Origin of the sequence: Citrobacter werkmanii, assembly GCF_008693645.1 — a bacterium.
GTDB classification, from domain to species: domain Bacteria; phylum Pseudomonadota; class Gammaproteobacteria; order Enterobacterales; family Enterobacteriaceae; genus Citrobacter; species Citrobacter werkmanii.
Map to the genome: position 1 here is coordinate 4,900,559 of NZ_CP044101.1, position 22,892 is coordinate 4,923,450.

Below are 22,892 nucleotides of genomic sequence, written 5' to 3' on the forward strand. Positions count from 1 at the left end.
GATCGGCGAGAAAGTCAGCAGCCTCCGTTACTGGGCTGCAACCTTCTTCGCGTCCGGGATACGGCACCAGTTGTTATTCTCGTTAATACCGCCATTTGGCGAGGTATAACCAAGGCAACCTAAAATAGTGTCGTACAGCTCCACGTGACGACGCGGCACCTTCATATCCGCTTCTTGCTTCAGATGGGCGAACGCCTTCGCATGATCGGGGTCTTCCAGATACTTGTCAGACATCCACACCAGCATAGGAACGCGGAACTGCTCAGGCGGCGCCATTTTACGCGGCGTCCCGTGCAGGTGCTCACGCTCGTTAATCGACTCACCGTGATCGGCAGCGTAGAACACTATCGCTTTCTTATCGCGCAGTTGATCAAATACTTGAGTGATAAAGTGATCAACATAAGTTACCGAGTTATCGAATGAGTTGATCATCTCCGCTTTTGAGCAGCCGCTATCAACATTGACGCATTCCGGCTTCCACTGTGCATATTCACGGGTGTAGCGCTGTGTATAGTTAAAATGCGATCCTTTGGTATGCAGAATAATCAGGTGATTACTACCGTCATCGTTCTGCTGCAGAGACTGCTGCATCTCGGGAATCAACAGCATGTCATCAACGTTTTTGCCACGGTTACGCGGCTCAGCGCCGATCTGCTCACGGTAGGAGATATTCTCCGCCATGGTATTACTGTAAAACCACATCTCGCTTTGCATTGCGTAGAGATCTGTCTTGAACCCTAGCTGAGTAAGCACGGCAAAAACGTTTTGTTCTTTCAGCGTACGCTGCGGATTTTCCTCCGCCCCACCCTCACGGACAAACATGCAGCGCAGAGAAAGTTTGGTTGCCGTATCGCAGGAATATCCGCGGAATGCGGCCAGATTTTTCTCCTGGGCGAGCCTTGGCGTGGTATTTCGCTCATAGCCAAAAATTCCCATATGATCCCAGCGGGTCGTTTCCCCGATAATAAAGACCACATAGGTGTCGTCGAGGTTCTTCGGCGCGACATAGGTAAACTTTTTGGCCGGGTTCATCAGCGATTTGTTATCTGATGACTCATCCACCTGCGCCCAGGCGTACAGGCCCAACGCTGAGAGCCAGTTTGACGGCAAATAAGAGTTCGCCACAACCCCGCCATAGCTGGGTAGATCGATGCCGGTTTCCCGTTCAACGCTTCTCTGTTGCATGCTCAACAGGCGAATCGGCACCCACACCATCAGGCCTGCCAGTAACACCACCGCCACGCTACGCCATCTCATGCCCGGCGTACGAATCTGTCTCATTAGCGTATAGCGGCAGCGGTTACTCCAAATAAGAACCAACGGCACAATACTGACTGAAACCAGCCACACGATAAAATGCCAGCCGACGACTTCTTTAGATAAATCAATATCCGTGGTCATGACGGAGGCAATAATACCATAGCCAATTACCACGTTCAGGAAGGTCATATAATAACTGGCGCCGGCAGAACACAGCACCACAAAGGTTGCCAGCACACGCCAGACCCGTCGTCCGAATAAAGAGAGAAGACGTAATAAAAAGAAGGTCACCAGCACAGTGCCAGCTAATTCAACAACCGCAGAGAGTCCTTTCCAGACGGTGAATTCGTGCGCATATCCGCTAAAGCGACGGAAAAATACAGCACAGTTCATAAACAAACCGATATAGATTGCCAGCAAGAAACTGAGTTTCTGCTGCGTCATCGACTTAATGTATCTCATGCAAACAAACCCTGGGGATCGGGATAAAAACTCCCTGTGCAGCGGCCAAACAGACCAAACAGGGGAAAAATGCGACAACAGCAGAGGTGAAATCTACGGGCGCGGGTAAGTAGACCACAGGAGGGAAGAAAAGTGCTTATAGAGAATGCAAATGACGCATATATTTTTGTAAATATATGCGCCAGGTATTAATCAGGCTACTAATAGATTTAGGCGTGCGCCTCAGTATATACGCTACGTTGCGGCTGGCGAATAGTGGTGGAAAGTGCCAGCGAGATGATTAACAGCGCAAAGATAACGCAGAAGGTCACATAGAATCCGCCAAACAGCGAGGCGATAATGGAACCACAAATACTGCCGATACCGAAGCCCAGGTAAATAACCCCGTAGTTTTTAGCCAGGTTATTGAGACCAAAGAACTCACTCACCAGTGACGGGAACACGGTGATGGTGCCGCCAAAGTTAAATGCCACGCAGGCAATCGCCGCAAAGAACGTAACGTCATTGAGCGGGGCGAACAGCAGTGCCGCCATACCGACCAGCGAAACAACCTGACCAATGGTGATAACACGAATACGAGAGATTTTGTCGGACAGAATACCCAGTACCAGACGGCCTGACAGGTTAGCGATGGAGATGACGGTCACTGCATTTGCCGCCGTGGCTACGTCCATATGCGCCAGGCTCTGTGCAATATCTTTCGCCACGCCAATTACATACAGCCCGCTCATACATGCAGTCAGGAACATCACGGCCAGCATCCAGTACTGTGGTTTACGCATGGACTGCGCCAGAGTGTAGTCGTTCTCGACCACGCCATTTTTCGCCTTCACTTCCTGATTCGGCGCATCTTTCATCAGCATGGAGCCAAAGACGATCATCACCAGCACAATTGCGCCCCAGATCATAAAGGTTTTTTCCAGACCCACGGTGCTGAGCAGTTGGCTGTCGATGAATTTAAAACCGAGGCTACCCAGGCCATAAGAGCCGATGGCAAAGGCGGAAATCAGCCCCTTACGCTCAGGGAACCATTTTACGCAGTTGGAAAGGGTTAACAGGTATCCTGCGCCATCCGCCAGGCCGACCAGTACACCGGCGCTCAACCACAGCATAATCAGGCTGTCAGAGTGGGCGGTTAAGAAGAAGCCGACGCCCAGTAAGATACCGGAGGCCATAGTGACGCGTTTCACGCCAAAACGTTCTTGCAGTTTTCCGGCGACGGAAGAAGAAATCGCCAACCCCAGGCTCAGCAAACCAAAGGAAAATGCAACCTGACTCACCGGCGCGTCCAGTTTAGAAGAGAGCGCGCCATTAAACAGGCTCCAGGTATAAACAGAACCTAAGGCAAATTGGGTAATGATGGTGCCGATCAGTGTCAGCCAACGGGTGCGCTGATAATCAGAAGTTTTCATGGCAGTCTTCCTGCATAAGCAAAATGGGAAATTCTCTGCCAACAACCATACCGAAGCGCCATTTATACCAGGAAAAAACGGCATGAAATGCCGCCAGGACGGAATGAAATGCCTGGATTGCGGAATGAATGACGAGACAAAAAGTCGGGATACTGAATTTTATCGCAAGAGTTAGTACACACTATCGCTGAAAGGCGTGTGATTATTGATCCTAATATGTAACTAAGATGTATAACCAATGATTTCTTTCGTTAAAATTTAGCGCTAACCCCCATGGTGTACATATAGTCGCTATTGTTGGTACTGTTTTCTGCCTGAGAAAGTGCGGCGTAAGCCGCCATATGCGGGTTCAACAGCATATCCGCGCCGACGGTAACATCCAGCCAGTTACCGTCCTGTCCTGCTGTCGTCATGCGGCTGAGGCCCGACTGCGCCTTCCAGATATTCTCGCCAAACTGTTGGTTATAGCTGATTTGCGCCCATGGACGCACATCACCGAACTGCGAATTGACTCGCCAGCCTAACGTGCTGACGCTGGCATGCCACAACGGATCGGTCGGTGTTATCGAGGTCGCGCTATCACCAAACTCGTTGTAGGTAGACGTGGTCGAGCCGTCATAATGTAAGGCGGCGACCGGTCCGGTCGTTACTTGTCTGGAAAGCGGAAAGTTCCAGCCCATACTCATGCCGCTGGTCGTATCCATCAGCGTCTGATCGGCCAGATTCACCACCGGACCCGCCACGTTCTGCGTAGAACGAATACGTTCCTCCAGAATGTCGTTATAACGTGGTTGGTGATCGCTGTCCCATGTATAACGTTCAGCCGTATGCCCTGACATCGCATCAACGATATATTCTTGTTGCCAGCCATATGCTGTATTGATGGACAGCGCACAAACTACGACGCTCGCCAGAGTTAACCTTTGGCGACCACTACTGTTTCTTATAATCATCAACGCGACTCCAGAAAAGAGCCGAATTCGGCGATATTATTGTCATTGTGTGTAGGAAATCGGGCCCATCAGGCCCTGTATTAAATATTGTCTTTTTAGCTGGCGCGTCAAGGCGGGCCGAATGAAATTTTTACGCCAGTAAAAACAGCGAGGAAGAATATGCAGCGTTGCGGATGGGTCAGCCAGGACCCACTTTACATTGCCTATCACGACAAGGAATGGGGCGTCCCCGAAACCGATGGCAAGAAGCTGTTCGAAATGATCTGCCTGGAAGGCCAGCAGGCGGGATTATCATGGATTACCGTACTGAAGAAACGGGAAAATTATCGCCACGCCTTCCACCATTTTGATCCGGAAAAAGTGGCAGCCATGACCGAAGAGGATGTGGAAAGGCTGGTACAGGATGCCGGCATTATTCGCCATCGCGGAAAAATTCAGGCCATTATCGGTAACGCTCGCGCCTTTCTGACCATGGCGCAAAACGGTGAACCGTTTAGCGAGTTCGTCTGGTCATTTGTTGATAACCAACCGCAAGTGACCTGCGCCGCCAACCTGAGCGATATCCCCACCTCAACGCCTGCGTCAGATGCTCTGTCTAAGGCATTAAAAAAACGCGGGTTTAAGTTTGTCGGCACCACCATCTGTTACTCCTTTATGCAGGCCTGTGGTCTGGTCAACGACCATATCACCAGTTGCATCTGTTACCCAGGGGCACAACATGATTCGTGAATCTAAAGCTGACGATCTGCCGTCAATTCTGGCGCTGTGGATGGAAAGCACGATCCATGCCCATCCGTTTATCGACGAACGCTACTGGCGCGAAAGTGAACCCGTCGTGCGTGATGTATACCTGCCCGCCGCGCAAACCTGGGTGTGGGAAGAAGAAGGTGTACTCAAAGGCTTTGTCAGCGTGATTGACGAACGCTTTCTTGGCGCGTTGTTTGTCGCGCCAGCGGCCATCAGAAGCGGAATTGGCACAGCGCTGGTGCAGCATGTCCAGCAGCGCTTTTCCCTGCTCAGCCTGGAGGTCTACCAGAAGAATCAGTCAGCGGTAAACTTCTACCATGCGCTGGGTTTTCGCATTGAAGACGGCGCATGGCAGGAAGAGACTCACCACCCCACGTGGATTATGGGCTGGCAGGCGGATCAAACGCCGTAAGCGTCAGGGCGGGTCCATTGTATTTTTCGAGCCACGCCAGCGCAGTGTTGCCCGCGCAGCCATTCCCCAGCTTCGAGCTGGGGAGATCTTTGGTCAGCACATTGACGGCGCCATTTTTACAAATACCACCGGCAGTAAGATCCAAATCAGGCCAGGCGCCTTCATGAATGCAGATGACGCCAGGTTTGATCCCTGTCGTCACGACTGCACCCGCCAGAATTTGCCCACGCGGGTTCCACACCCTCACCGTGTCGCCATGCTTAATACCACGAGCGTTCGCGTCCTGCGGATGGATCGTAACGGGCTCACGATCCGCCACCGCATACTGCTCACGCAACGCACTGTAATTCAACTGGCTGTGCAAACGGTGCGCCGGATGGGCGGAAAGCAGCTGTAACTGACCCGGCTCGGCGTTACCAAACCACTCATCAGGCGCCAGCCACATCGGGTGTCCCGCACAATCCGCATAGCCGTAACCCGCAATCTTCGCGGAGTAGATTTCAATTTTTCCGCTGTCCGTTTTCAGCGGATGCGCCTGTGGGTCGCGGCGAAAATCCGCAAACCGAATAAATTGCGCGTTGGCGGGGTTTTCCGGCATTTCGATCAGGGCGTTGCGCTGCCAAAACTCGGTGAAGAGCGGCAGTGTAACCTGCTGGCTGGCCCCGCGCTGCCCGGCAATATTATAAAAGGTCTCCAGCCACGCCAGCTCGCTTTTACCTTCGGTGAAGCGTTCATACCCGCCCTTTTCCCAGCGCTCGCTCAGTTCGGCAAAAACATCAAAATCATTGCGCGCCTCATACTGCGGCGGCACAACCTGCTTCATCGGCACCAGGTGCTGGTTGCTGTAATCACCCGTCATGGTGAGGTCGTTGCGCTCAAACGAGGTGGTCGCCGGTAATACGATATCGGCATGCTTTGCTGCGGCGGTCCAGAAACACTCCGAGATAACCACCAGCTCCGGTTTTTGCCAGGCGCGAATCAGACGGTTGGTGTCCTGGTGATGAGTAAAGTTGGCCCCGCCGGCCCACCACAACATGCGGATGTCCGGGAAATGCCGGTCCATTCCATTGTGCTGGTAAAAACCCCCGGGGTTCTCCAGCGCTTCGACAATTCGCGCCACCGGGATTTTATCCACCGCGTCGGTGCCGCCTTTAACGCTGCCCTGCATTGAAGCCAATACAGCGGCACGACGCGTTGGGTTACCGCCGTTGGCAAAATGGTACGACAGCCCAAAGCCACCGCCAGGCGTGCCGATTTGCCCGAGCATGGCGGCCAGGGTGACAATCGTCCAGTGTTTTTGCTCGCCATACTGTTGGCGCTGCATCCCCCACCCCGCCATCAGCATGGTGGTGTTTTGGTGAAATATCGCCGCCAGTTCGCGTATTTTTTCCGCTGTTATCCCACAAATTTCAGCAGCCCACTCTGCCGTTTTTGCGACATTATCAGTTTTACCCAGCAGATAGTCGGCAAAGCGGTCATAACCGGTGGTACAGCGGGCGAGAAAGTCTTCGTCGTGCCAGCCGTTTTCCACCAGCGTATGCGCGATGCCCAGCATCAGCGCCACGTCGGTTCCCATATGCGGGGCGATCCATTCCATCTTATCGCCAAAGAAATCCACGCTTTCCGATCGCATCGGATCGATACAGATCAAACGTTTGCCGCTATCACGCAATGCCTCGAAGTAAGCGAGACCCTGTTCGTCGGAAGCATTCCAGGCAATCTTCAGGGTATTCAGCGGATTGGCGCTCCATAACACCACCACATCGCTGTGTTCCAGCACGACAGGCCAGCTGGTCTGTTGCTGGTAAACTTCGTTACCGCCCACCACGTACGGCATGATGGCCTGCGCGGCGCCCGTGGAGTAATCCCCCAGATGCCCGGTATAACCCCCCGCCAACGCCATGTAGCGCTGTAACAGGGTCGCGGCTTTATGTAACACACCGTTGGAGCGCCAGCCGTAGGAACCAGCGAAAATCGAGGCCGGGCCATAGCTGTCACGGATGCGTTTATGCTGCGTATGGATAAGCGTCAGTGCGTCATCCCAACTGACGCGAACAAACTCATCCTGCCCGCGCACGCCTTGTGGGCTTTCCGGCGAGACGAGGAAGCCTTTACGTACCATCGGAAAACGTACCCGCGTTTTACTGTGTACCTGGTCACGCACCACAGTTTGCAAAGAGTTGGGATGAGTGGTGGGCAATGCGCCACGGGAGGAGAAAACGGTCTCGCCATCGGTTTCGACGAGAATAGGTCCCCAGTGGGCGGCGGTTAACACTGAGTAGTGTGCGGGTGAATTAGCCAAGATGGCGCTCCTGAATACGATGTGGCGGCTTATTTATTCTGCCGTTCAATGTTACTTACAAATTTCAGAGTCTTCCCTGGAATTTTCTTCATGTTCACACGTCATAATCAACCGCCACCGTCGCTGTGGCAAAGAAGAATAAGTCATTAAGGAATTGAGATGAAGAAACGTGTTTTTGTTATTGCTGCCATCGTGAGCGGCGCCCTGGCGGTTTCTGGCTGCACAACAAACCCTTACACCGGCGAACGCGAAGCGGGCAAATCCGGCATTGGCGCAGGCATTGGCTCTCTGGTCGGCGCAGGTATTGGCGCACTCTCTTCTTCGAAGAAAGATCGCGGCAAGGGCGCACTGATTGGCGCAGCGGCTGGCGCGGCCGTTGGCGGTGGTATCGGCTATTACATGGATGTGCAGGAAGCAAAACTGCGCGAAAAAATGCAGGGAACCGGCGTCAGCGTGACGCGTAGTGGCGATAACATCATTCTGAACATGCCAAACAACGTCACCTTCGACAGCAGTAGCGCTAACCTGAAACCTGCCGGGGCTAACACCCTGACCGGCGTGGCCATGGTCCTGAAAGAGTACAATAAAACCGCGGTTAACGTGCTGGGCTTCACCGACAGCACCGGCAGCCAGGATCTGAATATGCGTCTGTCGCAGCAGCGCGCGGACTCCGTCGCCAGCGCCTTGATCACTCAAGGGGTCGCGGCTAACCGTATCCGCACTCAGGGTATGGGTCCGGCAAACCCAATCGCCAGCAACAGCACGGCGGAAGGTAAGGCGCAGAACCGCCGCGTAGAGATCACCTTAAGCCCGATCCAGTAACGTTTTGAGCCGGAGACAGGGTGCGCCCGATCCGGCATGAAGCACTTGCCATCGTTGATTTTCGCGTTAAGGTGTTGTCACCAAATTCAGGGAAATCAGCGATGAGCAAATCAACACGGGCAACCATCAGCGATGTGGCAAAGGCCGCAAAAACCGGCAAGACCAGCATTTCACGCTACCTCAACGGTGAAAAGCACCTGCTTTCCGACGCGCTGCTGGCCCGCATTGAACAAGCCATTGCCGATCTCGACTACCGACCCAGCCTGATGGCACGCGGCCTGAAACACGGTCGCACCCGCCTGATTGGCCTGATCATCGCCGATATTACCAACCCCTACTCCGTCAACGTATTGAGCGGAATTGAAGCCGCCTGTCGCGATAAAGGCTTTACCCCGCTGGTATGTAACACCAACAACGAAGTGGATCAGGAGTTGCACTATCTTGACCTGTTGCGCAGTTACCAGGTCGAAGGGATTGTGGTCAACGCCGTTGGGATGCGTGAAGAGGGGCTGAACCGCCTACAACAGTCTGCGCTACCGATGGTACTAATTGATCGTAAAATACCTGATTTCGCCTGTGATATGGTCGGACTGGATAACACCCAGGCCGCAACGATTGCCACGGAACACCTGCTTGAACAAGGCTTTGAAGCCATTCTGTTTCTCAGCGAACCACTCGGCATGGTGAATACCCGCCGCGAACGTCTGAGCGCCTTTCGCGCCACGCTCGCACGCTACCCCGGCGTTATCGCGCAAAATGCCGAAGTTCCGCTAACGGACAATGCGCAACTGGATGACACGCTGCGCCAGTTCCACCAGCAGCATCGAGGCATGCGCAAAGCCGTTATCTCCGCCAACGGCGCCCTCACGCTACAGGTTGCCCGCGCCCTGAAACGCATTGGCCTCAACTGGGGCAGCGATATCGGCCTGCTCGGGTTTGACGAGCTGGAATGGGCCGAGCTGGCGGGTGTCGGCATTACCACGCTGAAACAACCCACCTGGCAGATTGGCTACACCGCCGTGGAACAGGTTGTACGCCGGATCGATGGCGGTTCTGATGCCATTCAGGAGCAGGTTTTCTCTGGTGAATTGATCGTGCGCGGATCTACCGCCCGTTAAATTTCCTTCGTGATGGTGATCATAAATTCAGCATCATGGGCTTTTCTTTGGAACCGGTTCCATCTAGCGTTATAGCAAGAACGCTGGTTATGGAGTTTCCATGAAAAGAAAAATTATGGTGGTCACCGCCGCCTACGGCTATGAGCAGGTCCGCGCTGCGGGTGGACAAACCGCCATGCTGCCCATCATTGCTGAAGCCGGTGCTGACGGCGTCGAAATTCGCCGCGAGATGTTAACTGACACCGAACTCACCACACTGTCAACGATGGCCTCAGCGATCGAAATCTTCTGCCTGCTGGCCTGTTATTCAGCGCCTGAGCCACTGTTCCTTGAGGACGGTAACCTCAATCCCCGTCTTCCGGCGTTACTCGCGGAAGCGCAGGCCCTGCAAGCGCTGTGGTTAAAAGTCTCCCTTGGTCATTTTTCCCATACCGGCCAGTTCGACGTTTTACGTACATGGCTGGCTGACAGCGGGATGGAGCTGGTTGTCGAAAACGATCAGACCACCTGCGGACGCCTGCAGCCAATGCAGCGCTTTAACGAAGCCTGTCAGGCGCAAAACCTGCCGATCTCGCTGACCTTTGATATGGGCAACTGGCTGTGGGTTGGCGACTCCCCGGAAGAGGCGGCGAAAAACCTGGCGCCAACCGTGGGATACATCCATGTCAAAGCCGCAGTTACGCATCACGACAGCTACCGCGCAGTGCCGCCTGATGCTACCGAACCGCGCTGGCTGGCACTGTTAAAAACGCTGCCTGACGATGTTCCGCGCGGCATCGAGTTTCCCCTGGAAGGGCAGGATTTGACGGCGGTTACCCGCCATTACGTCGGGCTGTTACGCGAGGAGTAACGCATGAAGAATTCACTGGATGTGGTCACCATTGGTGAAGCGATGGCGATGTTTGTCGCCACGCAAACCGGCGACCTGGCGGATGTAGAGCAATTTATCAAGCGCGTGGCAGGCGCTGAACTCAACGTGGCGACCGGTCTTGCTCGTTTGGGTCTGAATGTCGGCTGGGTAAGCCGCGTAGGTAACGACAGTTTTGGCCGTTTTATTATTAAGTCGCTGGAAAAAGAAGGGATTAATGCGCAGGGAGTCACCCAGGATGAGCGCTTCGCTACCGGCTTTCAGCTTAAATCTAAGGTCGAAAATGGAACCGATCCCATTGTGGAGTACTTCCGCAAAGGGTCCGCAGCCAGCCATCTCAGTATTGAGGATTACCACGAGAACTATTTTGCCAGCGCACGTCACTTGCACCTGAGCGGCGTGGCAGCCGCGCTTTCCGCCAGCTCCTATGAACTTCTGGCGCATACCGCCCGCACGCTGAAAGCCCAAGGGAAAACCATCTCCTTTGACCCGAATTTGCGTCCGGTGCTGTGGAAAAGCGAAGCCGAGATGGTGGAAAAACTGAACCGGCTGGCATTCCAGGCTGACTGGGTTTTGCCTGGTCTAAAAGAGGGAATGATTCTCACCGGACAACAAACGCCTGAAGCCATCGCCGACTTTTATCTGCGCCATGGGGTGAAGGCAGTCATTATCAAAACCGGGGCAGATGGCGCCTGGTACAAAACCGCCAGCGGCGAGCACGGCTGCGTCGCACCGGTAAAAGTCGACAACGTGGTTGATACGGTCGGCGCAGGCGATGGCTTTGCCGTGGGCGTGATCAGCGCTCTGCTGGAAGGCCGCTCGCTGCATCAGGCGGTGACCCGCGGCAATAAAATTGGCGCACTGGCCATTCAGGTTCAGGGCGACAGCGAAGGATTACCCACACGTGAACAATTAGGGGAATAAACCCCCGGCCAACTCTGTACCCTACATACAGAGGCGGTGTATCAGCATAATCAGAGGGCAGTCTATGAATAGCTCAACCAATGCAGCAAAACGCTGGTGGTACATCATGCCAATCGTGTTTATCACGTATAGCCTGGCGTACCTTGACCGCGCGAACTTCAGCTTCGCCTCCGCCGCAGGCATTAACGAGGATCTCGGCATTACCAAAGGGATCTCTTCCCTGCTGGGCGCTCTGTTTTTCCTTGGCTATTTCTTCTTCCAGATCCCGGGCGCAATTTACGCCGAGCGTCGCAGCGTACGAAAATTGATTTTTATCTGCCTGATCCTGTGGGGGGCTTGCGCCTCGTTAACCGGGATGGTCAGCAATATTCCGATGCTGGCCGCTATCCGCTTTATTCTTGGTGTCGTTGAAGCTGCCGTGATGCCCGCAATGCTGATTTACATCAGCAACTGGTTTACGAAATCCGAGCGTTCACGCGCTAACACCTTCTTAATCCTCGGTAACCCGGTTACTGTCTTATGGATGTCCGTCGTTTCCGGTTATCTCATTCAGGCGCTGGGCTGGCGGGAAATGTTCATCATCGAGGGCTTCCCGGCCATCATCTGGGCGTTCTGCTGGTGGGTACTGGTAAAAGACAAACCGTCTCAGGTCGGCTGGCTGTCGGAATCCGAAAAAGCTGCGCTTCAGGCCCAACTGGAACAAGAGCAACAAGGGATCAAAGCCGTGCGTAACTACGGTGAGGCCTTCCGCTCACGTAACGTCATCCTGCTGTGTATGCAGTATTTCGCCTGGAGTATTGGCGTCTACGGTTTTGTGCTGTGGCTGCCGTCCATCATTCGCAACGGTGGCGCAAATCTGGGGATGGTGGAAGTTGGCTGGCTGTCATCCGTACCGTATCTGGCGGCGACGGCAGCGATGATTCTCGTCTCCTGGGCCTCTGATAAACTGCAAAATCGTAAGCTGTTTGTCTGGCCGCTGTTACTGATTGCCGCTTTCGCCTTTATCGGCTCCTGGGCCGTTGGTGCAGATCACTTCTGGGTGTCCTACACGCTGCTGGTTATTGCGGGCGCGGCAATGTACGCCCCATATGGTCCCTTCTTCGCCATCATTCCTGAAATGCTGCCGCGCAACGTGGCCGGTGGCGCCATGGCGCTGATTAACAGCATGGGCGCATTAGGCTCATTCTTTGGTTCCTGGTTTGTCGGCTACCTCAATGGCGCAACCGGCAGCCCATCCGCCTCGTACATTTTTATGGGGGTAGCGCTTTTTGCCTCAGTATGGCTAACTCTCATTGTTAAGCCTGCTAATAATCAACAGCTACCTGTTGGCGCACGCCACGCTTAAATTTTAACTTACGGAGATCCGCATGAAGCCGTCCATTATTCTCTATAAAGCGTTACCTGACGATTTACTGCATCGCCTGGAAGAGCATTTTACTGTGACTTCTGTACCGAACCTGCGCCCGGAAACGGTCGCACAGCACGCCGAGGCCTTTGCCAACGCCGAAGGCCTGCTGGGCTCCAGTGAAGCCGTCAATACCGCGCTGTTGGAGAAAATGCCCAGGCTGCGAGCGACATCCACAATTTCCGTAGGCTATGACAACTTCGATGTCGATGCCCTTAATGCGCGTAAGGTGCTGTTGATGCATACGCCAACCGTACTAACGGAAACCGTCGCCGACACGGTGATGGCGCTGATGTTAAGCACCGCTCGCCGTGTGGTGGAAGTTGCTGAACGGGTTAAGTCTGGCGAATGGACCAAAAGTATCGGACCGGACTGGTTTGGTACGGATGTCCACCACAAAACGCTGGGAATTGTCGGCATGGGTCGTATTGGGCTCGCGCTGGCGCAGCGTGCGCATTTCGGCTTTAGCATGCCGATTCTCTATAACGCCCGCCGTCATCATCACGAAGCGGAAGAACGCTTCAACGCGCGTTACTGCGATCTCGACACACTGTTGCAGGAGTCTGATTTTGTCTGCCTGATCCTGCCATTAACCAACGAAACACATCATCTGTTCAGTAGCGAGCAGTTTGCCAAAATGAAGTCTTCCGCCATTTTCATTAATGCCGGACGTGGCCCGGTGGTCGATGAAAAAGCGTTGATTAGCGCTCTGCAAAACGGCGACATTCATGCCGCAGGTCTGGATGTATTTGAGCAGGAGCCAGTAGCGACAGACTCTCCACTGCTGTCACTGCCCAACGTGGTGGCCGTGCCGCACATCGGTTCCGCCACGCACGAAACGCGCTATAACATGGCGGCCTGCGCGGTGGATAACTTAATCGATGCGCTGCAAGGAAGAGTGGAGAAGAACTGCGTCAACCCGCAGGTCGCGCAATAAACAAAAGGCCGGGTAGCGCTCACGCTTACCCGGCCTTGCATGTATTACAGTACTCTTTTACTGAGTGGCATTCACCGCAGCAGTCCAGGCTTGAGTAAACGCCTGATGCTGAGCAGCCAACGGGCCAATCAACGTGTTGTACTGACTTGCCTGTTGTGAGGTTGGGAACTGGATACCGTTGGCGACAAAGCTCACCTGCGTATCCTGTTGCGCCACAAAATCACCGACCTGCACCAGTTGCTGCGTGAAGATTTGCGCGGCAGGGATCAGCGGCTGTAACGCCTCTGAAGGCGCAGTGACGACTTTATTGTAGACCTGATCAAAGACCGGCTTGAGATCCTCACCCTGCTTCAGCGCACCATGCGCAGCATCTGCCTGCAGTTTCGCATTCTGCAACTGTTGCCCTAACACACCCAGTGCGCCATTTGCCTGACGCAGCGGTTCACGCTGAGTCACATAATCCTGAGGAACACGAATCGCATTTACGCTATCAACGACTGGGCGCAGACCGGAGTCCATCGCCTGATTAATCTGTTGAGAATAGCCATACAGAATCGCGTAATCGGACACAAACGGGCCAAACTGTTTTTTCTGATCGGCGGTCAGCGTTGGTAAACGCTCCCCGCTACGCATTGCAGTATTCTGCAGAAAATCGATAAACGCTTTGCGCTGATCGCCTTCTTTATCAAAACACCCACTCAGGCCAACTACCATTAAGAGCGCCAAAACAGGCGCAAACCAGCGAGAGCAGGACTTACCTGTCGCCATTTTAATACTCCTTTCACCCAAAAATGCGCACAACGACACCCGCGTGCCAGACGTTGACAAGGATAGTCCAGGTCAGGCTCGCAAGATACCCTTTCCGCGTAATCTTGTGAGGGAAAATAACCGCTCCCGCCCCCCTTTTTTTTGCTAAACAATGCGCCATTCAGTACCCAGGGCCATATTTTCGTCATCTTTACAATCGGGAGCGATCGTTCGGAGATCGCGACCTTAATCAGTTTGTTAGCCTGTAAAGGCTTGTCGCTCATACTCTGCTGAAACGAATCCATCACGCAAACCTTAGATCCGACTTCATTTTTTCCGACTACTCTTAAGGAGCTTCGATGAAATTCACGATCCCGCTGTGTGATTTATAGGAGTTCTCAATGGAATACAAAGATCCAATGTTTGAACTGCTGAGCAGTCTGGAGCAGATTGTTTTTAAAGATGTATCGCAGACAGTTACTCTGACGCAAAAAACCAACCCTTTCACCGAATTTGAACAGCTACGACGAGGGACAGGTTTAAAAACAGATGATTTTGCCCGAGTGATGGGCGTGACGGTCGCGATGGTGCATGAATGGGAGTCTAAACGCGTTAAGCCTTCCACTACCGAATTGAAGTTGATGCGCCTGATCCAGGCCGATCCGAGATTAAGTAAGCAGTTGATGGATTGAACTATTTTTTAATTTTGCTGAAGAACGGTCCGGTAAAAGGGCCGTTCCCTTACGGAGGGTATCCACAAATAAGAAAATAGTAGTTGCATCCACAGGCGTAAAATGAGTTAATGCTCTCAACGGTTTGACGTACAGACCATTACAGCAGTTTAGTAAGGCAAGTCCCTTCAAGAGTTATCATTGATACCCCTCGTAGTGAGCATTTCCTTTACTGTTAAAAAATCTGTAGAGCACGCCATATCGCCGAAAGGCACACTTATTTTTTAAAAGGTAATACACTATGTCCGGTAAAATGACTGGTATCGTAAAATGGTTCAACGCTGATAAAGGTTTCGGCTTCATCACTCCTGACGATGGCTCTAAAGACGTGTTCGTACACTTCTCTGCTATCCAGAACGATGGCTACAAATCTCTGGACGAAGGTCAGAAAGTTTCCTTCACCATCGAAAGCGGCGCTAAAGGCCCGGCAGCTGGCAACGTAACCAGCCTGTAAGCTTAAAAAGCTCAAAATTCTGAATCCCTGCCAAACGGCGGGGATTTTTTTTACCTGTATTTCGCAATACATCCCACCGAAACGCGTCTTTGCATTACTTTACCCGCCGTACCTTTGACCTTTCCCTAAGGGCAAGCTTTATAGTGAGCCAGTCTGTATTCCATAATGTTCACAAGGAATTGAAACTATGTCGAAATCCTCACTGCTGCTGGTTTTAGGTTTGCTCACAACGGGCACTGCATTCGCGGCGACCCCGGAAGCCACTTTTCTGGCGGAACATGGACTCAGCGGTAAATCCGTTGAGCAAATCGTAGAGACTATTGACCAGTCGCCGCAGAGTCGCCCGTTGCCTTACTCAGCGTCTGTCACCAGCACCGCGCTGAAACTCTCTTCTGGCGATCAGGTTTATACCCTGCCGCTCGGTGACAAATTCTACCTGTCATTTGCCCCCTATGAATGGCAAACACACCCTTGCTTCAACCATAGTCTGTCTGGCTGCCAGGGCGAAATGCCGGAGAAGACATTCAATGTCAAAGTGACGGACAGTAAGGGAGAGGTCGTGGTACAAAAAGCGATGAAAAGCGGTCGAAACGGCTTCGTCGGGGTATGGCTACCGCGCAATATGGAAGGCACCATCGCAGTAAACTACAACGGTAAATCAGCCGAGTATCCCATTAAGACTATGGAAGACAGCCAGACCTGCCTGACTAAGTTGCAGTTGCGCTAACAACATAAAAAAATGCCGGATAAGGCGGAGACGCCATCCGGCATTTTCTAAGTCAGCTCAGGACCGTTACTGTAGCAGCGAAATATCCGCCACGCGCAGGAACAGCTCGCGCAGTTTTTCGAGCATAGACAGACGGTTAATACGCAGTTCTTTATCTTCTACGTTAACCATGACTTTCTCGAAGAAGGCATCGACCGGTTCACGCAGTGCCGATAGCTCAACCAGCGCTTCCTGGTAATGCCCGGCTGCAAAGACTGGCTCCAGCTTGTCGCGCAGCACCACAACCTGCATCGCCAGCGCAATTTCTTCCGGCTCTTTCAGCGTTGCCGCATTCACGCGGTCGTTCAGCGTTTCTTCAGACTTCGCCAGGATGTTCGATACACGCTTGTTCGCCGCAGCCAGCGCGGACGCGGCTTCCAGCGTACGGAAGTGCGATACCGCCTTCATGCGTGCGTCGAAATCAGCTGGACGAGTCGGACGACGCGCCAGCACGGCCTGAATAGTATCAACAGTGTAACCTTCGTCCTGATACCAGGCGCGGAAGCGACCGAGCATAAAGTCGATAACGTCATCCACGACTTTCGCGTTGGTCAGCTTGTCGCCATACAGACGAACCGCTTCTTCGGTCAGCGTTTGCAGATCGAGATTCAGGTTCTTCTCAACGATAATACGCAGCACGCCCAGCGCGGCACGACGCAGCGCAAACGGGTCCTTATCGCCTTTCGGATGCTGGCCGATACCAAAGATACCCGCCAGGGTATCCATCTTGTCGGCAATCGCCACGGCACAGGCTACCGGGTTAGACGGCAGGTCATCGCCGGCAAAGCGCGGCTGATACTGCTCGTTTAGCGCCACGGCCACATCTTCCGCTTCGCCATCATGACGCGCATAGTGCATGCCCATCACGCCCTGGGTGTCGGTGAACTCAAAGACCATGTTGGTCATCAGGTCACACTTGGACAGCAGGCCCGCACGCGTTGCGTGGTTAACGTCAGCGCCAATCTGGCCAGCAATCCAGCCCGCCAGCGCCTGGATACGATCGGTCTTGTCGCGCAGCGTACCCAGTTGCTGTTGGAACAGCACGGTTTGCAGACGCGGCAGATGATCTTCCAGACGTTTTTTACGGTCGGTATTGAAGAAGAACTCGGCATCCGCCAGACGCGGGCGAACCACTTTCTCGTTACCGGAAATAATCTGGCTCGGATCTTTCGATTCGATGTTGGCAACGAAGATAAAGTTCGGCAGCAGTTTGCCGTCGTTGGCGTAAACCGGGAAGTACTTCTGGTCACCTTTCATGGTGTGAACCAGCGCTTCTGACGGAACCGCGAGGAATTTATCTTCGAACTTCGCGGTCAGCACTACTGGCCATTCCACCAGCGAGGTGACTTCTTCCAGCAGGCTTTCGCTCAGATCAGCGTTACCGCCAATCTTGCGCGCCGCTTCTTCAGCATCGGCTTTGATTTTCGCTTTACGCTCAGCGTAATCCGCAATCACTTTACCGCGCTCACGCAGGATTTCTGGGTATTGATCGGCAGAATCGATGGTGAATTCCGCTTCGCCCATAAAGCGATGGCCGCGAATCACGCGATCGGACTGAATGCCCAGAATCGTTGCCGGAATCACTTTGTCACCCAGCAGCAGAGTCACGGTGTGAACCGGACGCACGAAATGGACGTCAGACGCGCCCCAGCGCATCAGTTTCGGGATCGGCAGCTTAGCCAGCGAGGTGGCGATCATGTTCGGCAGCAGCGTTTCAGCGCTTTCGCCTTTCACATGCGCGCGGTACAACAACCACTCGCCTTTATCGGTGGTCAGACGCTCGGCCTGGTCAACGGTGATACCGCAGCCACGCGCCCAACCTTCTGCCGCTTTGCTCGGTTTGCCTTCGGCGTCAAACGCCTGAGCAATTGCCGGGCCGCGTTTTTCAACTTCACGGTCAGGTTGCGCTTCAGCCAGGTTCGCGACTTTCAGCGCCAGACGACGCGGTGCGGCGAACCACTCAACGTTGCCGTGCGCGATGCCAGCGTTATCCAGCTCCGCGGTAAAGTTCGCAGCAAAGGACTCAGCCAGGCTGCGCAGTGCTTTTGGTGGCAGCTCTTCAGTGCCGATTTCCACCAGAAAAGTTTTCTCAGACATGGCCGCCTCTTATTTCTCTTTGTTGCACATCGGGAAGCCAAGGGCTTCACGGGAAGCGTAGTAAGCTTCTGCCACTGCTTTGGTCAGGGTGCGAATGCGCAGGATATAGCGCTGACGCTCGGTGACGGAGATGGCTTTACGCGCATCCAGCAGGTTGAAGCTATGAGCGGCTTTCAGAATACGTTCATACGCAGGCAGCGGCAGTGGGTTTTCCAGCGCCAGCAGCTGCTGCGCTTCTTTCTCGTACTGCTCGAAGCAGGTGAACAGGAAGTCCACGTCGGCGTATTCGAAGTTATAGGTGGATTGCTCCACTTCGTTCTGATGGAACACGTCGCCGTAAGTGGTTTTACCCAGCGGGCCGTCGCTCCAGACCAGGTCGTAAACGCTGTCTACGCCCTGAATGTACATGGCCAGACGTTCCAGACCGTAGGTAATTTCCCCGGTCACAGGTTTACATTCCAGACCACCAACCTGCTGGAAGTAGGTGAACTGCGTGACTTCCATACCGTTCAGCCACACTTCCCAACCCAGCCCCCAGGCACCCAGCGTCGGGTTCTCCCAGTTATCTTCCACGAAACGGATGTCGTGAATGGTCGGGTCCATACCCAGCTCTTTCAGAGAACCCAGGTACAGCTCCTGAATGTTGTCCGGAGACGGCTTAATCACTACCTGGAACTGATAGTAGTGCTGTAAGCGGTTCGGGTTTTCGCCATAGCGGCCGTCGGTCGGACGACGAGAAGGCTGCACATACGCAGTCGCCATCGGTTCCGGCCCCAGCGCACGCAGGCAGGTCATTGGGTGAGATGTCCCCGCGCCGACTTCCATGTCCAATGGTTGAACGATGGTGCAGCCCTGGCGAGCCCAGTAATCCTGTAAGGTCAGGATCAAGCCCTGGAAGGTCCTGGTATCAAACTTTTGCATATTATTTCGTGCTGGATACGTGTGGATTTAAAGGAAGCGGTCAGTATACCCGCTGGCTGCAAGATATACAGTACGAAACGGGAAAAAGGGGGAACTTAGCGCATGGAAAGGTGCAAAAACTGCCCGTCTGCATCAAAAGAGCAGACAAAACTCTCTTTACGGAAGGTCGAACCGCGCATTTCATAGCTGCCCTGGAATTGTTCCAGGCCGGCGATATCAATTTTCTGCGCGCCGGTGTTATAAAGCTCTGCCGCTTCACTTTTGCACAATGCCGCCATATCGAGCGAACGTGCGGCATTCACCTTTTGCGCCTTCTGCGCAGGTGCAGGCGGCTGTGTGTCGGCGCACGCCGCCAACAAAAAGATAGCGAGCGCGGGAAAGAAATACTTCATCATCATTTTATTACCGCCTGGTTTGCTGGTCAGTCTTATTATTAGTGTCTGGAAACGGATCTTATTTTGAGAATCTCATCAGACCATCTCAAGCTTTAGCGTAAAAACTCAGATTATTCCAGTGAGTTACGCTCGCAAAAAATCGGTCAGACTTTTTTTAATGGAGACAGAGGAACTGATGCAGCCCAAAATTTTCTGGATTGATAACCTGCGCGGAATAGCTTGTTTAATGGTCGTGATGATCCACACCACAACCTGGTACATCACCAATGCGCACAGCATCAGCCCGTTTAATTGGGATCTGGCCAATGTGCTCAATTCCGCCTCTCGCGTCAGCGTACCGTTGTTCTTTATGATTTCGGGTTATCTGTTTTTTGGCGAACGCAGCGCCAAACCGCGTCATTTCACGCGCATCGCGCTGTGCATTCTTTTTTACAGCAGCGTGTCTCTGGCCTATATCCTGTTGTTTACCTCGATCAACGCTGAGCTGTCGCTGAAAAACCTGCTGCAAAAGCCGGTGTTCTATCACCTGTGGTTTTTCTTCGCCATTGCCGTCATCTACCTGGTTTCCCCGCTGATACAGGTGAAAAATATCAGCGGCAAGATGCTGCTGGCGCTCATGGTAGTGACTGGGGTGATTGCCAATCCCAACACCGTCTCGCAAAAAATCGGCGGTTTTGAGTGGCTTCCCATCAACCTGTACATCAGTGGCGACACTTTCTATTACATCCTGTACGGCATGCTGGGAAGGGCGATTGGCATGATGGATACACAGAAACGTTCGCTCACCTGGCTCTGTGCAGCGTTGTTCATCGTCGCCGTGTTTGTTATCTCTCGAGGCACGTTGCATGAACTGCGCTGGCGAGGCAATTTTGCCGATACCTGGTACCTCTACTGCGGCCCGGCAGTATTTATTTGCGCCGTCTCGCTCCTGACGCTGGTCAAAAACACGCTCAGCACGCGCACTCTGCCGGTATTGGGCCTTATTTCCCGTCACTCGTTGGGTATTTATGGCTTTCATGCGCTGATCATTCACGCGCTGCGCACCAACGGTTTAGAACTCAAGAACTGGCCGCCGCTGGATATGCTATGGATTTTTAGCGCCACGCTGGCGGGTAGCCTGCTGTTATCCATACTGTTGCAGCGCATTGATACACGCAGGCTGGTGAGTTAAGACTCACCGTTCTGTTCATTCTGCCCTGGACGCAGCAGTAAAACTTGTCCGACCAAACACACGAAGAATGCTGCCGGGTATAGCCCCTTTTCGATGGGCGCTAACGGAATATTCCATATCCCTACCAGCAGTAGTCCCAGCGTTATCAACGCCACCATCTTGCATATGGAGGTGAAGCATTCGTCATTCTGATTAAGATTTACAGCACGCTGATAAGCATACGTCACGAACATTCCCGTCATCAGCGCACCCAAAAAATAGCCTTTGCCACTCAATAACGGGCAGGCATGCCATAAGCCAACAACGTAAATCAGTATGCCAGAGAAGAATAATATCCATGGCAACAGCCTGGTGGTCTTCATTGGGATCTCCTTATCCATCATGGGTACAATATGAATAACCCGCTAAAGACAACACAGAAATATGCCATTACACTGGATTTTCAGAATAAATTCATGCGTATCAATTATTTATTAGATTGAAATATATATTTTATCAATCCCCTCTGTTGTCCAGAGGGGAAAGTCGTCAGGACATCAGCGGCTGTAATTGCTGATAAATTCGACGGAAGGTTTCCCGACGCTGTTGGTAGAGCGCATGGCGCTCAGCATCAGGATAATGCGCCTGTTCCAGCGTAAGCTGAGGCAGCATGTCTGATAACGGCTTTTGCGGGTTCATGGCAATTTGCGCCAGGCGCGCCGCACCGAGTGCAGGACCGACATCGCCGCCGGTACGATAATCCAGTTGCAACCCGCTGATATCAGACAGCATCTGACGCCAGTATTCGCTGCGAGCCCCGCCGCCAATGAGCGTAATGCTGGCTGGCTGTACACCGCACGCATGCACGACATCCATGCCGTCGGCCAGCGCAAAACCCACACCTTCCAGTACCGCCCGCGCCAGTTCTGCCGGACCATGCTGATGCGTCAGACCGAAAAATACGCCCTTCGCCTGCGGGTTATTATGCGGCGTACGTTCACCGGACAGATAAGGTAAAAACCAGACCGGTTCGGCGTCTGCATTCGCTTGTTGCGCTGCGGCGATCAATACCGGTACGCTCGCCAGTCCGGTTAATTTCGCCGCCCAATCCAGGCAGGATGCCGCACTCAGCATCACGGACATCAGGTGCCATCGCTCCGGCAAAGCATGACAAAAACTGTGGACCGCGCTTTCCGGCTTACTGAGGAAGCCGTCGCTTACCGCAAAATAGACGCCGGATGTACCCAACGAAAGCATCGCCTGACCGGCATTCATCATGCCTACGCCGACCGCTCCCGCCGCGTTATCACCGCCCCCGGCAACGACCGCAACCTCATTCATTCCCCAGTCCAGGGCGACTTCTGGCAGTAATGTTCCGGTAATCGCACAACCTTCGTATAGCGCAGGCATATGCGCACGAGACAGCTTACAGGCCGCCAGCATGACATCACTCCAGTCACGTTTGGCGACATCCAGCCACATCGTACCTGCCGCATCAGACATATCGCTGGCAAAATCGCCGGTCATTCGCAGACGCAGGTAATCTTTCGGCAGCAACACTTTATCTACCCGGCTGAAAATCTCCGGCTCGTGACGTTGCACCCACAGCAACTTTGGCGCGGTAAAACCAGGCATCATCAGGTTGCCGGTGATAGCACGAGACTGCGGAACCAGGTTCTCCAGCATTACGCACTCTTCAGCGCAGCGGCCATCGTTCCACAGGATTGCGGGACGTAATACTTTCTGTTGCTTGTCCAGTAACGTCGCGCCGTGCATCTGGCCGGCAATCCCTAACGCTTTCACCTCACTGAGCGAATGCTGCTGGCCCAGCGCTTTTACGGCGCGATCCGTTGCCAGCCACCATTGTTCAGGGTCCTGCTCTGACCATAACGGATGCGGACGCGAGACCGTGAGTTTCTCCGTTTGCGAAGCGATCACATCGCCCTGCTCATTCAGCAGAATGGCCTTTACGCCTGAGGTGCCAAGATCTATCCCGATATACATAGCGT

Annotated in this window: 23 protein-coding genes; 13 read left to right on the top strand and 10 right to left on the bottom strand. The window is 53.5% G+C overall.

Features of this window, described 5'->3' with window-relative positions; all coding sequences use genetic code 11:
• Positions 1-27: 27 nt before the first annotated feature.
• Together eptB and FOB24_RS24115 are read right to left on the bottom strand one after the other, a co-directional pair.
• Positions 28-1,722 (bottom strand): kdo(2)-lipid A phosphoethanolamine 7''-transferase, encoded by a 1,695-nt coding sequence (eptB, locus tag FOB24_RS24110; protein WP_085049073.1) that lies wholly within the window; start codon positions 1,720-1,722, stop codon positions 28-30.
• A 209-nt stretch (positions 1,723-1,931) separates the two neighbouring features.
• Positions 1,932-3,134 carry an L-lactate MFS transporter gene (locus tag FOB24_RS24115; RefSeq protein WP_038635150.1) on the bottom strand — a complete coding sequence of 401 codons (1,203 nt, stop codon included), beginning with the start codon at positions 3,132-3,134 and terminating at the stop codon, positions 1,932-1,934.
• Here FOB24_RS24115 and FOB24_RS24355 point away from each other — a divergent pair.
• Positions 3,133-3,309 carry a hypothetical protein gene (locus tag FOB24_RS24355; RefSeq protein WP_159121630.1) on the top strand — a complete coding sequence of 59 codons (177 nt, stop codon included), beginning with the start codon at positions 3,133-3,135 and terminating at the stop codon, positions 3,307-3,309. The genes FOB24_RS24115 and FOB24_RS24355 overlap by 2 nt on opposite strands.
• Before the next feature lie 76 nt (positions 3,310-3,385).
• On the opposite strand, the gene FOB24_RS24120 is transcribed toward FOB24_RS24355, so the two are convergent.
• Positions 3,386-4,087 (bottom strand): autotransporter outer membrane beta-barrel domain-containing protein, encoded by a 702-nt coding sequence (locus FOB24_RS24120; RefSeq protein ID WP_038635151.1) that lies wholly within the window; start codon positions 4,085-4,087, stop codon positions 3,386-3,388.
• A gap of 159 nt (positions 4,088-4,246) precedes the next feature.
• On the opposite strand from FOB24_RS24120, the gene tag reads away from it, so the two are divergent.
• Together tag and FOB24_RS24130 are read left to right on the top strand one after the other, a co-directional pair.
• Entirely contained in the window at positions 4,247-4,816 is a 570-nt protein-coding gene (tag, locus tag FOB24_RS24125) for a DNA-3-methyladenine glycosylase I (protein ID WP_038635153.1), read from the top strand.
• Positions 4,806-5,246 (top strand): N-acetyltransferase, encoded by a 441-nt coding sequence (locus tag FOB24_RS24130; RefSeq protein ID WP_085049074.1) that lies wholly within the window; start codon positions 4,806-4,808, stop codon positions 5,244-5,246. Before tag ends, FOB24_RS24130 begins: the two co-directional genes overlap by 11 nt.
• Here the strand turns inward: FOB24_RS24130 and FOB24_RS24135 are convergent.
• Positions 5,215-7,548: a molybdopterin guanine dinucleotide-containing S/N-oxide reductase gene (locus tag FOB24_RS24135; protein WP_150345546.1), complete on the bottom strand. Its 2,334-nt coding sequence runs from the start codon at positions 7,546-7,548 to the stop codon at positions 5,215-5,217. The genes FOB24_RS24130 and FOB24_RS24135 overlap by 32 nt on opposite strands.
• A gap of 159 nt (positions 7,549-7,707) precedes the next feature.
• On the opposite strand from FOB24_RS24135, the gene FOB24_RS24140 reads away from it, so the two are divergent.
• The 6 genes from FOB24_RS24140 (at position 7,708) to ghrB (ending at position 13,622) form a co-directional block, all read left to right on the top strand.
• Positions 7,708-8,370, top strand: a complete 663-nt coding sequence (locus FOB24_RS24140; RefSeq protein WP_003827397.1) for an OmpA family lipoprotein — start codon at positions 7,708-7,710, stop codon at positions 8,368-8,370.
• 101 nt (positions 8,371-8,471) lie between these two features.
• Positions 8,472-9,488: a LacI family DNA-binding transcriptional regulator gene (locus tag FOB24_RS24145; protein WP_038635169.1), complete on the top strand. Its 1,017-nt coding sequence runs from the start codon at positions 8,472-8,474 to the stop codon at positions 9,486-9,488.
• A gap of 100 nt (positions 9,489-9,588) precedes the next feature.
• Positions 9,589-10,338, top strand: coding sequence for a sugar phosphate isomerase/epimerase family protein (locus tag FOB24_RS24150; RefSeq protein WP_150345547.1), 750 nt, complete (start codon positions 9,589-9,591; stop codon positions 10,336-10,338).
• A gap of 3 nt (positions 10,339-10,341) precedes the next feature.
• Positions 10,342-11,280 (top strand): sugar kinase, encoded by a 939-nt coding sequence (locus FOB24_RS24155; protein WP_137346671.1) that lies wholly within the window; start codon positions 10,342-10,344, stop codon positions 11,278-11,280.
• A 64-nt stretch (positions 11,281-11,344) separates the two neighbouring features.
• Positions 11,345-12,625, top strand: coding sequence for an MFS transporter (locus tag FOB24_RS24160; protein WP_137346670.1), 1,281 nt, complete (start codon positions 11,345-11,347; stop codon positions 12,623-12,625).
• 22 nt (positions 12,626-12,647) lie between these two features.
• A complete protein-coding gene (gene ghrB, locus FOB24_RS24165; protein WP_038635185.1) occupies positions 12,648-13,622 on the top strand; it encodes a glyoxylate/hydroxypyruvate reductase GhrB in 975 nt (324 codons plus the stop codon).
• A 57-nt stretch (positions 13,623-13,679) separates the two neighbouring features.
• Here the strand turns inward: ghrB and FOB24_RS24170 are convergent, their stop codons facing one another.
• Positions 13,680-14,390 (bottom strand): DUF3053 domain-containing protein, encoded by a 711-nt coding sequence (locus tag FOB24_RS24170; RefSeq protein WP_038635187.1) that lies wholly within the window; start codon positions 14,388-14,390, stop codon positions 13,680-13,682.
• Between the two features lie 380 nt (positions 14,391-14,770).
• Here FOB24_RS24170 and FOB24_RS24175 point away from each other — a divergent pair, with 380 nt between their 5' ends.
• The 3 genes from FOB24_RS24175 (at position 14,771) to cueP (ending at position 16,281) form a co-directional block, all read left to right on the top strand.
• The gene (locus tag FOB24_RS24175; protein ID WP_003024273.1) at positions 14,771-15,061 is read left to right on the top strand and encodes an HTH-type transcriptional regulator; all 291 of its coding nucleotides are present in this window, start codon (positions 14,771-14,773) and stop codon (positions 15,059-15,061) included.
• A gap of 280 nt (positions 15,062-15,341) precedes the next feature.
• On the top strand, positions 15,342-15,554 hold the full coding sequence (cspE, locus tag FOB24_RS24180) for a transcription antiterminator/RNA stability regulator CspE (protein WP_000014594.1): 213 nt from the start codon (positions 15,342-15,344) through the stop codon (positions 15,552-15,554).
• Between the two features lie 187 nt (positions 15,555-15,741).
• A complete protein-coding gene (cueP, locus tag FOB24_RS24185; protein ID WP_042311683.1) occupies positions 15,742-16,281 on the top strand; it encodes a copper-binding periplasmic metallochaperone CueP in 540 nt (179 codons plus the stop codon).
• Positions 16,282-16,347: 66 nt separating this feature from the next.
• Here cueP and glyS read toward each other — a convergent pair whose 3' ends face one another.
• The 3 genes from glyS to FOB24_RS24200 all read right to left on the bottom strand — a co-directional run bounded on the left by glyS (position 16,348) and on the right by FOB24_RS24200 (position 19,736).
• Complete coding sequence (gene glyS / locus FOB24_RS24190; RefSeq protein ID WP_042311682.1) at positions 16,348-18,417, bottom strand: glycine--tRNA ligase subunit beta; 2,070 nt, start codon at positions 18,415-18,417, stop codon at positions 16,348-16,350.
• A 9-nt stretch (positions 18,418-18,426) separates the two neighbouring features.
• On the bottom strand, positions 18,427-19,338 hold the full coding sequence (gene glyQ, locus FOB24_RS24195; RefSeq protein WP_001168552.1) for a glycine--tRNA ligase subunit alpha: 912 nt from the start codon (positions 19,336-19,338) through the stop codon (positions 18,427-18,429).
• A gap of 95 nt (positions 19,339-19,433) precedes the next feature.
• Positions 19,434-19,736: a YsaB family lipoprotein gene (locus tag FOB24_RS24200; RefSeq protein ID WP_038635204.1), complete on the bottom strand. Its 303-nt coding sequence runs from the start codon at positions 19,734-19,736 to the stop codon at positions 19,434-19,436.
• Positions 19,737-19,908: 172 nt separating this feature from the next.
• Here FOB24_RS24200 and FOB24_RS24205 point away from each other — a divergent pair, with 172 nt between their 5' ends.
• Positions 19,909-20,904: an acyltransferase gene (locus FOB24_RS24205; protein WP_150345548.1), complete on the top strand. Its 996-nt coding sequence runs from the start codon at positions 19,909-19,911 to the stop codon at positions 20,902-20,904.
• Here FOB24_RS24205 and yiaB read toward each other — a convergent pair.
• Complete coding sequence (yiaB, locus tag FOB24_RS24210) at positions 20,901-21,266, bottom strand: inner membrane protein YiaB (protein ID WP_069323738.1); 366 nt, start codon at positions 21,264-21,266, stop codon at positions 20,901-20,903. The genes FOB24_RS24205 and yiaB overlap by 4 nt on opposite strands.
• A 166-nt stretch (positions 21,267-21,432) precedes the next feature.
• The gene (gene xylB, locus FOB24_RS24215; protein ID WP_150345549.1) at positions 21,433-22,887 is read right to left on the bottom strand and encodes a xylulokinase; all 1,455 of its coding nucleotides are present in this window, start codon (positions 22,885-22,887) and stop codon (positions 21,433-21,435) included.
• Between the last annotated feature and the right edge of the window lie 5 nt (positions 22,888-22,892).